11 protein-coding genes and 1 rRNA gene are annotated in these 10,724 nt (G+C 50.9%); 8 read left to right on the top strand and 4 right to left on the bottom strand.

Annotated elements, in window-relative coordinates; translation table 11 throughout:
- The first annotated feature begins 176 nt into the window (after positions 1–176).
- Positions 177–292: ribosomal RNA gene (gene rrf, locus CTZ24_RS20025) — 5S ribosomal RNA — on the top strand.
- 169 nt (positions 293–461) lie between these two features.
- On the opposite strand, the gene mobB is transcribed toward rrf, so the two are convergent.
- Both mobB and mobA read right to left on the bottom strand, forming a co-directional pair.
- Positions 462–974: a molybdopterin-guanine dinucleotide biosynthesis protein MobB gene (gene mobB, locus CTZ24_RS20020; RefSeq protein ID WP_208724444.1), complete on the bottom strand. Its 513-nt coding sequence runs from the start codon at positions 972–974 to the stop codon at positions 462–464.
- Complete coding sequence (gene mobA, locus CTZ24_RS20015) at positions 971–1,546, bottom strand: molybdenum cofactor guanylyltransferase MobA (RefSeq protein WP_021186427.1); 576 nt, start codon at positions 1,544–1,546, stop codon at positions 971–973. Before mobA ends, mobB begins: the two co-directional genes overlap by 4 nt.
- Positions 1,547–1,617: 71 nt before the next feature.
- On the opposite strand from mobA, the gene CTZ24_RS20010 reads away from it, so the two are divergent.
- The 5 genes from CTZ24_RS20010 (at position 1,618) to spfP (ending at position 7,060) form a co-directional block, all read left to right on the top strand.
- Positions 1,618–1,893, top strand: coding sequence for a YihD family protein (locus tag CTZ24_RS20010; protein WP_021186428.1), 276 nt, complete (start codon positions 1,618–1,620; stop codon positions 1,891–1,893).
- A gap of 45 nt (positions 1,894–1,938) precedes the next feature.
- The gene (locus CTZ24_RS20005; RefSeq protein ID WP_021186429.1) at positions 1,939–2,925 is read left to right on the top strand and encodes a serine/threonine protein kinase; all 987 of its coding nucleotides are present in this window, start codon (positions 1,939–1,941) and stop codon (positions 2,923–2,925) included.
- Positions 2,926–2,951: 26 nt separating this feature from the next.
- Positions 2,952–3,581: a thiol:disulfide interchange protein DsbA gene (gene dsbA, locus CTZ24_RS20000; RefSeq protein WP_021186430.1), complete on the top strand. Its 630-nt coding sequence runs from the start codon at positions 2,952–2,954 to the stop codon at positions 3,579–3,581.
- Positions 3,582–3,949: 368 nt separating this feature from the next.
- On the top strand, positions 3,950–6,736 hold the full coding sequence (polA, locus tag CTZ24_RS19995; RefSeq protein WP_208724443.1) for a DNA polymerase I: 2,787 nt from the start codon (positions 3,950–3,952) through the stop codon (positions 6,734–6,736).
- A gap of 276 nt (positions 6,737–7,012) precedes the next feature.
- Complete coding sequence (gene spfP, locus CTZ24_RS26995; RefSeq protein ID WP_071892919.1) at positions 7,013–7,060, top strand: small protein SpfP; 48 nt, start codon at positions 7,013–7,015, stop codon at positions 7,058–7,060.
- Positions 7,061–7,148: 88 nt separating this feature from the next.
- Here spfP and yihA read toward each other — a convergent pair whose 3' ends face one another.
- Positions 7,149–7,787 (bottom strand): ribosome biogenesis GTP-binding protein YihA/YsxC, encoded by a 639-nt coding sequence (yihA, locus tag CTZ24_RS19990; RefSeq protein WP_208724442.1) that lies wholly within the window; start codon positions 7,785–7,787, stop codon positions 7,149–7,151.
- Positions 7,788–8,408: 621 nt separating this feature from the next.
- Here yihA and yihI point away from each other — a divergent pair.
- Both yihI and hemN read left to right on the top strand, forming a co-directional pair.
- Positions 8,409–8,927, top strand: a complete 519-nt coding sequence (gene yihI / locus CTZ24_RS19985) for a Der GTPase-activating protein YihI (RefSeq protein WP_208724441.1) — start codon at positions 8,409–8,411, stop codon at positions 8,925–8,927.
- Between the two features lie 236 nt (positions 8,928–9,163).
- Positions 9,164–10,537 (top strand): oxygen-independent coproporphyrinogen III oxidase, encoded by a 1,374-nt coding sequence (hemN, locus tag CTZ24_RS19980; RefSeq protein ID WP_208724440.1) that lies wholly within the window; start codon positions 9,164–9,166, stop codon positions 10,535–10,537.
- Between the two features lie 31 nt (positions 10,538–10,568).
- On the opposite strand, the gene CTZ24_RS19975 is transcribed toward hemN, so the two are convergent.
- Positions 10,569–10,694 (bottom strand): YshB family small membrane protein, encoded by a 126-nt coding sequence (locus tag CTZ24_RS19975; protein ID WP_021186435.1) that lies wholly within the window; start codon positions 10,692–10,694, stop codon positions 10,569–10,571.
- Positions 10,695–10,724: the final 30 nt, after the last annotated feature.

Here is a 10,724-nt window from a genome sequence, read left to right as displayed (position 1 = left end):
GATAGGCCGGATGTGTAAGTGCAGCGATGCATTGAGCTAACCGGTACTAATGACCCGTGAGGCTTAACCTTACAACGCCAGAGGCGTTTTGAGTTGAGAGACGCGAGAATTTTCAGCATTGTTCGAACGGATTGATTCGTATGGCCTGCGAGGGCGGTNCGGATAAACAGAATTTGCCTGGCGGCTGTAGCGCGGTGGTCCCACCTGACCCCATGCCGAACTCAGAAGTGAAACGCCGTAGCGCCGATGGTAGTGTGGGGTCTCCCCATGCGAGAGTAGGGAACTGCCAGGCATCAATTAAGTGAAGAAGCCCTGAACGAAAGTTCAGGGCTTTTTTACGTCTGGAAACCAGTCAATATCCCCGTAGCGGCGCGATTTATCGCGCAGGTTTTACGTGAAGCTGCGCTGAAATGCGCGCGATAAATCGCATCGCGACGAATATGATACGTATCAGAAAAAAATCACGGATTTTTCTGTGAAAAACACCATTCAGCAATGAAATTGGCAACCTGCTGTGGCTGATTAATATCCAGAGCGGCCACTGGCAACGCCACTTCCACATCACTCGCCACCGCAATCACGTAATCATCGAGTAAGTCGGTAATATTCCCCTTCACACCTGTGCGCCACAACACGATCTTAGCAACCGGTTCGTCTTTGAATCCTTCAACCAGTACCAAATCCAACGAAGAACTGTCCATTCGTGCCGCCATCTGATGCAGAGTTAAGGGCTTATCTGGAGTCTCGCACATCAATGCCCAGCGCTGATTACTGGCAACGATCACCTGATCCGCCCCCGCTTTTCGCAGCAGAAAACTGTCTTTTCCCGGCGTATCAACGTCCATATTATGATGCGTGTGCTTAATCAGTCCCGGGCGGATCCCTTGTGCTTTCAGCAATGGGATCACTTTTTCCAACAAGGTGGTTTTACCCGTTCCGCTCCAGGCAGCAATCGCCAGCAAAGGTATCGTCATGATGGTATTTCCTCATCCCGTAAGTCGTCTGGCGTGTTGATATTACGGAATGCCGATTCAGGATCAGGAAAGGTCACCGCATGGCCGCCACTTTCCCGTAAAAACTGCATCAGACGACGTTCCCCACTCAACAGCCAGGCTTCGAGTGCATCGGCTAAAGAGCGATTAACTAAAGCCAGTGCCGGATGATCGCGTAAGGATGATTTCACCCACACCGCCGGGGCATCGGCTTTGCTTTGCCATAAGCGCGCGACGAAATCATCAGGGATCCACGGGGTATCGCAGGCACAGAATGCCACCCACTCAGACGGGCTGTGACGCAAACCGCTCAGCATTCCCGCCAGAGGGCCGGGGTAATCCGGCAACGAGTCGCTGACAACCTGACAACCGCTTAACTGATAACGATCAATGTTGCGGTTGGCGCTTATCAACACAATATTGACCTGTGGCCGAAAACGGCGCAGAACGTGTTGATAAAGGGGTTCACCTTGCAACAGCAACAATCCTTTATCCTCACCGCCCATACGGCGCCCCTGGCCACCTGCCAGAATCACGCCGGTTAATGCTGTCATCTTCGTCTCCTTATCAATAGTGGACGATACTTACAGGCTGGCAGCCTCACACCTGCATAAAGGAAAAAATGATGAAATATCACCGTCTCAACGAACTGCTCGAACTTCTGCAACCCGCGTGGCAGAAGGAGTCTGATCTTAACCTGTTGGCATTTTTACAAAAACTGGCGCAGGAATCAGGTTTCAGTGGCCCATTAAGTGAATTAACCGATGACATATTGATTTACCATCTCAAAATGCGTGATGCAGGCAGTGATGCTGAGATTCCCGGTCTGAAAAAGGATTATGAAGTGGACTTTAAAACCGCGCTATTACGCGCACGCGGTGTGATTAAGGACGATGAGTAGTGCTATCCTTGCGCATTAAAGCAAAGGTAACACACAGGCGAAATGATGAGCGAAGCCACCTTTAATTTCCAGACGTTGAACCCAGATGTGATCCTCGATGCACTTTGGGACACGGGTCTGCGCGTAGAATCTGGCTTAACCGCCCTCAACAGCTATGAAAACCGCGTTTATCAATTCAGTGATGATGAGAAACGTCGCTATGTGGTGAAGTTTTATCGCCCGCAGCGCTGGAGCGCTGGCCAAATCCTGGAAGAACACCAGTTTGCGCACGATTTACTGAATGATGAAGTGCCGGTTGCCGCACCTCTGACGTTACAGGGAAATACGCTGAACAACCATGCCGGTTTTATGTTCGCGGTATTTCCCAGTCTGGGTGGGCGGCAGTACGAAACCGATAATGAAGAACAGATGGAGTGGGTCGGTCGCTTTCTGGGGCGGATTCATCAAACTGGTCGCCAAAAAGACTTTCAGCAACGTCCAACCATCGGACTGGATGAATATATTTTACAGCCGCGCCAACAGCTCGAGCAGAGCATGCTGGTGCCGGATGCGCTCAAAGCACAACTGATGGCGGCGATAGACAGATTGAGTCACACGCTGCATCAGATATGGCACACGCGCTGGCAGCCATTGCGACTACATGGTGACTGCCATCCCGGCAATATTCTATGGCGTGATGGCCCCATGTTTGTCGATCTTGATGATGCACGTACCGGACCGGCGGTACAGGATCTGTGGATGCTGGTGAATGGCGATCGGCAGGAACAACTTATCCAGTGGGATATTTTACTGGAGGCTTACAATGAATTCAGTGACTTTGATATACATGAATTGTCACTGATTGAGCCTTTACGCGCGATGCGCATGGTTTATTATTTAGCCTGGGTCGTGCGTCGCTGGCAGGACCCTGCTTTTCCGCGTGCTTTTCCGTGGATGACCGATGAAGATTTTTGGCGTCGGCAAATTACACTTTTTACCGAGCAGGAAAAGCTGTTACACGAACCGCCGTTGCAGCTTAGCCCGCAATTTTAATGAAGCAGTCAGGAGAATTTTTCACGATGAAAAAGATTTGGTTCGCGCTGGTAGGTTTAATGCTGGCATTTAGCGCCTCCGCGGCACAATTTACCGATGGCAAACAGTATGTCACGCTGCCGAAACCCATCGCCGGTGAACCGCAGGTAATGGAGTTTTTCTCTTTCTTCTGTCCGCATTGCTATCAATTCGAACGCGTTTATCATGTCAGCGATGCCGTGAAAAAGAATCTGCCTGCCAACACCAAAGTAACTAAATATCACGTTGATTTCCTGGGTGGTGATTTTGGCCCGGTAGTGACGCACGCGTGGGCAGTGGCAATGGCGCTGGGTGTAGAGGATAAAGTCACGGCTCCAATCTTTGATGGTATCCAGAAAACTCAGACGGTCACTGATGCGGCTAGCCTGAAAGATACCTTTATTAAGGCTGCGGGGATTACCTCTGAAGATTACGATGCAGCGTGGAACAGCTTTGCGGTTAAAGCGCTGGTTGCGCAACAGCAGAAAGCCGCTTCCGATGTAAATCTCCAGGGCGTACCGGCGATGTTTATCAATGGCAAATACATGGTTAACAACGGTGGCCTTGATACCAGTTCGATGGACAATTTCGTGGCAGATTACGCCAACGTAGTTAAATTCCTCGTCGAGAAGAATTAATTTAAGCAGTTAAAACGCCGGCTATGTCGGCGTTTTTCAATTATCCCTCAGCCTTTTATTTACCTTCCTGCTGCAAACCTTGTGGTTAATATCCACATGGACGATCATCTTTTCAAAAAGATGCTTGCTATCACAGAAACTTAATAACCATATGAAAAACATCAGTTTTTACTGGCTATTTACTTGTGTTCAAAGGAAATAACAATACGTTATGAAATTTACGCACAAAGTTATCCACAATAAGATCCCTGCGATCCACCCCGCGTAATGAGGAAAAAGCATCACATCTTCTGGTGCTAATTCAACATTCGTCTCCGGTTATGGCATCCTTATACATCTCTTAATCGCAACGAAGAAAAATCAAACTTATGGCGCACATTGCAGAAAATCCCCTGATTCTGGTAGACGGATCCTCCTATCTCTACCGTGCATATCATGCCTTTCCGCCCCTGACCAACAGCGCAGGCGAGCCAACTGGCGCCATGTATGGTGTTCTCAACATGTTGAAAAGCCTGTTGATGCAGTACCAACCCAGCCATGTTGCTGTGGTCTTCGATGCGAAAGGAAAAACATTCCGCGATGAGTTGTTCGAGCACTACAAGTCACACCGCCCCCCTATGCCTGACGACCTGCGTGCGCAGATCGAACCGCTCCATGAAATGGTTAAAGCAATGGGCTTGCCACTGCTGGCGGTAACCGGTGTGGAGGCGGACGACGTCATCGGCACGCTGGCACTTGAAGCAGAAAAGCAGGGACTAGCGGTACTGATCAGTACCGGTGATAAGGATATGGCCCAATTGGTCACGCCTGGCATCACGCTGATCAACACCATGACCAATACGGTGCTCGGGCCAGAAGAGGTTGAGCAGAAATATGGTGTGCCACCCTCACTGATTATCGATTTCCTCGCCATGATGGGTGACAGCTCGGACAACATTCCTGGCGTACCCGGCGTGGGTGAAAAGACTGCGCAGGCTCTGCTGCAAGGGCTGGGTGGCATGCAGTCTATCTATGACAACCTGGAAAAAGTGGCCGACCTGTCATTTCGTGGTGCCAAAACGATGGCGGCGAAACTGGAACAGAATCGTGACGTGGCATTCCTTTCTTATCAGCTGGCAACCATTAAAACCGACGTAGAACTGGAACTCGGCTGTGAGCAGCTGACGGTGAATGATCCGGATGTCGCCGTACTACAGACGCTATTCAGCCGGTATGAATTCAAGCGCTGGCTGGTCGATCTGCAAGAAGGAAAATGGTTGCAGGGCAAAAAGGGTAACGCGCAGACACCGCAAGCACTGCCGGATCAGCCTGTGGCCGAAGCCGAAACGGCGAGCGTGTTGTCATCTGATGGTTATGTCACCATTCTGGATCAAGATACCTTTGCGAGTTGGTTAGACAAGCTGAAAACAAGCGAGCTGTTTGCTTTCGATCTGGAAACCGATTCGCTGGATACCCTGAGTGCCAACATTGTGGGTATCGCCTTCGCTGTGGCTCCAGGTGAAGCTGCCTATCTGCCGGTGGCCCATGATTATCTTGATGCTCCTGATCAGCTGGACAGAGCTGAAGTACTGGCTCAACTGAAACCTTTGCTGGAAGACAGCAACGCCGCCAAAGTCGGGCAAAATCTCAAATACGATCGCGGCGTTCTGAAGAACTATGACATCGAGCTGAACGGTATTAAATACGACACCATGCTGGAGTCATATTGTCTGAACAGCGTGGGTGGGAAGCACGATATGGACAGCCTCGCAGCGCGCTGGCTGAATCATAAAACCGTCACCTTTGAAGAGATTGCCGGGAAAGGTAAAAATCAACTGACCTTTAACCAGATTGCCATCGAGCAGGCAGGGCATTACGCCGCAGAAGATGCGGATGTCACCTTGCAGTTGCATCTGAAAATGTGGCCGGAGCTGGAGAAAGAAGCGGGTCCGAAAAAAGTCTTCACAGAGATCGAGATACCGCTGCTGAAGGTGATCTCCCGTGTAGAACGCAATGGCGTGTTAATTGATCAGAACATCCTGGCAAAACATTCCCAGGAGCTAACAACACGTCTGGCTGAGCTGGAGCAGCAAGCGCACGAGCTGGCGGGTGAGCCGTTCAACCTCTCTTCAACCAAACAGTTGCAAACCATTCTGTTTGAAAAGCAGGGGATCAAACCGACGAAGAAAACCCCGGGTGGCGCGCCATCAACCAGTGAAGAAGTGTTGGCGGAGTTGGCGCTCGATTATCCGTTGCCGAAGGTGATACTGGAACATCGTGGTTTGTCGAAGTTGAAATCAACTTATACCGATAAATTGCCGCTGATGATCAACCCGGTCACCGGTCGAGTGCACACTTCATACCACCAGGCGGTTACGGCAACCGGTCGTTTGTCATCCACCGATCCCAACCTGCAAAATATCCCGGTACGCAACGATGAAGGACGGCGTATTCGCCAGGCGTTTATTGCCGGACCGGATAAGCGCATTGTCGCGGCGGACTACTCACAGATTGAGCTGCGTATTATGGCGCATCTGTCGCAGGATAAGGGGCTGCTGGACGCTTTTGCGCAAGGGGAGGACATTCACCGTGCTACCGCAGCAGAAGTGTTTGGAGTGGCGCTGAGTAAGGTTTCTGGTGAACAGCGCCGTAGCGCGAAAGCGATCAACTTTGGTTTGATCTACGGGATGAGTGCATTTGGCTTGTCGCGCCAGCTGAATATCGGTGCCGGTGAAGCGAAAAAGTATATGGATCTCTACTTTGAACGCTATCCGGGCGTATTGCGTTACATGGAAGAGACACGGGAGCTGGCGGCGGAGAAAGGCTATGTTGAGACCCTGGATGGTCGTCGCTTGTGGCTGCCGGACATCACCTCCAGCAACGCGATTCGCCGTAAAGCAGCAGAGCGTGCGGCGATCAACGCCCCGATGCAGGGAACGGCGGCGGATATTATCAAGCGTGCGATGATTGCGGTGGATGGTTGGTTACTGCAACAAAATGACGACAACGTCAAAATGATCATGCAGGTGCACGATGAATTGGTGTTTGAGATTCATCAGGACGCGGTGGACAGCGCCAGCGACAAGATCCGTCAATTGATGGAGAGCAGCATGAAGTTGGACGTTCCGTTGCAGGTTGAGGTCGGTACCGGCGAAAACTGGGACCAGGCACACTAAGTCACACCTCATAAGCGGTGAAAAGCCGCTTATGACAATGTCATAAGAAAAAAGTTTACTTAATCGGTTCAGCAAGCCGGTAAAGCGGTCTGTAAAATGCGCGTTTTGTAACTGCTTAACGTCTAAGCATTTTTTTGGTAATTAAACTACATCGGATGCGCGTTTTTGTGACGAACCTGGTAAAAAAGATGTCGATTCCTGAAACTAAACAACAAAAAATCCTTTGTGGGTCAGGAAAAATCAGGTAAAGTTTCTCGCGTAGGGTACAGAGGTAAGATGTTCTATCTTTCAGACCTTTTACTTCACGTAATCGGATTTGGCTGAATATTAGCCGCCCCAGTCATTTATGACTGGGGCGTTTTTTATTGGGCGTTTATCTGAAAATGCGGGTCATTACACCCGCAGAGACGCGTTATGCAGAGGGCGGGCTGTCATCTTCCTGTGCCGGTTCCAGTTCACTGAACCAGTTATCCAGTTTTTGACGCAGTTTATCGACACCCAGCTTCTTCAGGGACGAAAACATTTCGACCTGCACATCCCCCTGAAAAGCCAGCGACGCTTCGCGTACCATATTCAGTTGTGCTTTACGTGCGCCAGAAGCCAGCTTGTCAGCTTTGGTCAGCAACACTAAAACCGGGATCTGACTCTGCACCGCCCATTCAATCATCTGTTGGTCGAGATCTTTCAGTGGATGACGAATATCCATCAGCACCACCAACCCCTTCAACGCCTGACGTTTTTGTAGATATTCCCCCAGCGCGCGTTGCCATTTGCGCTTCATCTCCTCGGGGACTTCGGCGTAACCATAACCGGGTAAATCCACCAGACGTTTGCCTTCCACCACCTCAAACAGGTTGATCAGTTGGGTACGACCCGGCGTTTTACTGGTACGCGCCAGGCTTTTTTGGTTGGTCAGGGTATTCAGCGCACTGGATTTGCCTGCATTCGAGCGACCGGCAAAGGCAACTTCAATGCCTGTATCTGAAGGCAAGTGACGAATATCCGGGGCACTGAGAACGAAATGGGTGATGTGATAGTTCAAAGCAGACAAAGTAAAACTCCAGCAAAATGATTCACGCAATTGCGCAGAGTATACCTGTTATGGCGCAAAAGTGCCCGATGGCGTCTTTGCGCGCCATTTTGTAAGAGATATGCGATAAGTGCTGCCAGTCATTAACGTTTCTCGTTACTAGGCTATGAATATTTATATTTTAATTTCAATGAATTAATAAAATTCGTGGCATTTTCACTATAAATAAGAGAAGCGTCTTACTTGTTCATTTTACCTATTGGTCTACATTTGGAGTCAGTGCAAGGCCGCACTCATCAGATGATGTGCTCAGGAGCGTCAGGGGGGACGAAGAGCAGGCAGGACTCGATTCAGGAACGAATCGGACAAGGACAGGGAAATTCGCAGGAGCGATTTGGCGAGGGAAAAACCGGGACGTTGTGAGCCATTAATGGATTTATCTCGTGTTTCCTTCGTATGAAGGTGCGAAATAAGGCGACAGCATTGGCTGTCGCCTTTTTTCTTTGTCTGCTTTCTGCTAGATTTCGCCGCAATTCTATACCTTAAATCATTCGGGCTGCGGTAAGGCGAAAAGCGCACTCACCTCACCAGTCCGTAATATGACGGGTATATACTGATTAAAAATTGCCGAGGCCCAACACCATGAAGCAACCTGCACAATCCCCCCGCGGCAAACCGGCCGCGAAAGCGAAACGTAAATCGCGTGAAGATTTGAATCTTGAAGCGCGCGACCGTAAACGCGACAAAAAGCACCGTGGCCATGCTGCGGGTAGCCGGGCGAATCCGGAAAAACAGGCCACAGGAAAAGGTCAGGGCAAAACTGCCCAGGATCCGCGTCTGGGCAGCAAAAAACCGATTGCCCTGGTGGCGGAAGGACAAACTTCAGTCGTGAAAAAACCGGCTCCTAAAGCAAAAGCGGAAAAAGTTCGCCTCACGCCGCAGGAAGAGCTGGCAAAGCTGGAGAATGATGAGCGTCTGGATACATTGCTGGATCGTCTGGAAAGCGGTGAAACGCTGAGCGGTGAAGAGCAGGCCTGGCTGGATGAAACGCTGGACCGTATCGATGAGCTGATGGAAACGCTCGGCATCGCGCTGGATGATGACGCTGACGATGATGAGCAGGCAGAAGAAGACATGATGCGCCTGCTGAAAGGCAAATAAGGGCATTTTTGATCGGCATGCGTATGTGCGCATGCCACGCTAAACAGGTATTGACCGATGTTTTGGCCTGGATCAATTTTAGCGCTGCTGCTGGCATGTTATCTCATCAGCTTATTGTTTAAACTACGCCGTCTGTCGCGCCTGAAGTCGCGTTTACGCCGGGTTTCTGCTCGTCACCCTGTTCACTCTTCTGCTTCGCGACCCGCCTTCAGACGACGTCACCGTAAGGAGTGAGCATGTCATCGCAGCAGATTGAATGGGATCAGCGGCTAATCGAAAAGTATAATTACGCCGGTCCACGCTACACCTCCTATCCTACTGCGCTGGAATTCAGTGAGAATTTTGGCGAAGCCGATTTTCAGCAAGCGGTGGCTCGCTATCCCGAACGTCCTCTCTCACTTTATGTGCATATCCCGTTTTGCCATCGGCTGTGCTACTTCTGTGGTTGCAATAAAATCGTCACGCGTCAGTTGCACAAAGCAGACCGTTACCTTGATGTGCTGGAGCAGGAAATTCGTCAGCGTGCGCCGCTATTTGCGGGCCGCCGTGTTACCCAGCTGCACTGGGGTGGTGGAACGCCCACGTTCCTCAATCAGCAGCAGGTTAGTCGGCTGGTGGGCCTGTTGCGCAGCCATTTTCTCCTTGCGGATGATATCGAAATGTCGATCGAGGTTGATCCGCGCGAAATTGAGCTGGAGATGATCGATCATCTGGGCGCGCTGGGTTTCAACCGCCTTAGCATGGGCGTACAGGATTTCAATAAAGCGGTGCAGGAGAAGGTCAATCGCGTGCAGGATGAGGCAATGATCTTTGCGCTGGTGCAACGTGCGCGTGATCAGGGTTTTCGCTCGGTCAGTATCGATCTTATCTACGGATTGCCCCTGCAAACGCCAGAGAGCTTTGCATTTACCTTGCAACGCGTTATCGACCTCAACCCTGATCGTCTCAGCGTATTTAATTACGCGCATCTGCCCGCGTTATTCGCCGCCCAACGCAAGATCAAAGATGATGAGCTACCCAGTGCTACGCAAAAGCTGGAAATTTTGCAGCAGACCATTGCCACGTTAACCGGTGAAGGCTATCAGTTCATTGGTATGGATCACTTCGCCCGGCCGGACGACGAACTGGCGGTGGCGCAGCGTGCTGGCAAATTGCACCGTAATTTTCAGGGATATACCACGCAGGGTGAGACGGACCTGCTGGGGTTGGGGGTGTCGGCAATAAGTATGATCGGCGACAGTTACGCGCAGAACCATAAAGAGTTAAAAACCTGGTACGCCAGCGTGGAGGAGCAAGGTAACGCGCTATGGCGCGGCCTGACCCTTAGTGACGATGATTGCCTGCGTCGTGATGTTATTAAGGCGCTGATTTGTAACTTCGCACTGGATTACGCGGCTATTGAGGCGCAGTGGCCGATCGCCTTCAGGCGCTATTTTGCTGAGGACTTGCAACTATTGGCGCCGCTGGTGGCGGATGGTTTAGTGGAACAGCATGAAAGGGGATTGCGCATCACTGGCGTGGGCCGCCTGCTGATCCGTAATATCTGCATGTGCTTTGATGCGTATCTGCGGCAGAAAGCGCGCCAGCAGCAGTTTTCGCGGGTGATTTAAAACGACAAAGGGAGCCAGGGCTCCCTTTGTATTAACTGAACAGACTCACGGTAATGGCGCACATCACAGCAGCAATGGCCGTTTGCGGTGAATGGCTGGCCGCGTTGCCGATCGCCGCGATATTATGCGTGATCACCTGGATGACTGACTGGAACATGTTCTCTTCTCCCGATTGCCGCCCGTATGA

This window comes from Pantoea phytobeneficialis (assembly GCF_009728735.1).
In the GTDB taxonomy this organism is placed as follows: Bacteria; Pseudomonadota; Gammaproteobacteria; order Enterobacterales; family Enterobacteriaceae; genus Pantoea; species Pantoea phytobeneficialis.
This window is presented reverse-complemented; position numbering and strand designations above follow the sequence as displayed.

Bases quoted from the DNA above. Each gene is read 5' to 3' on its own strand.
- mobB (WP_208724444.1), bottom strand. From the start codon at position 974: ATGACGATACCTTTGCTGGCGATTGCTGCCTGGAGCGGAACGGGTAAA.
- mobA (WP_021186427.1), bottom strand. From the start codon at position 1,546: ATGACAGCATTAACCGGCGTGATTCTGGCAGGTGGCCAGGGGCGCCGT.
- CTZ24_RS20010 (WP_021186428.1), top strand. From the start codon at position 1,618: ATGAAATATCACCGTCTCAACGAACTGCTCGAACTTCTGCAACCCGCG.
- CTZ24_RS20005 (WP_021186429.1), top strand. From the start codon at position 1,939: ATGAGCGAAGCCACCTTTAATTTCCAGACGTTGAACCCAGATGTGATC.
- dsbA (WP_021186430.1), top strand. From the start codon at position 2,952: ATGAAAAAGATTTGGTTCGCGCTGGTAGGTTTAATGCTGGCATTTAGC.
- polA (WP_208724443.1), top strand. From the start codon at position 3,950: ATGGCGCACATTGCAGAAAATCCCCTGATTCTGGTAGACGGATCCTCC.
- yihI (WP_208724441.1), top strand. From the start codon at position 8,409: ATGAAGCAACCTGCACAATCCCCCCGCGGCAAACCGGCCGCGAAAGCG.
- hemN (WP_208724440.1), top strand. From the start codon at position 9,164: ATGTCATCGCAGCAGATTGAATGGGATCAGCGGCTAATCGAAAAGTAT.
- CTZ24_RS19975 (WP_021186435.1), bottom strand. From the start codon at position 10,694: ATGTTCCAGTCAGTCATCCAGGTGATCACGCATAATATCGCGGCGATC.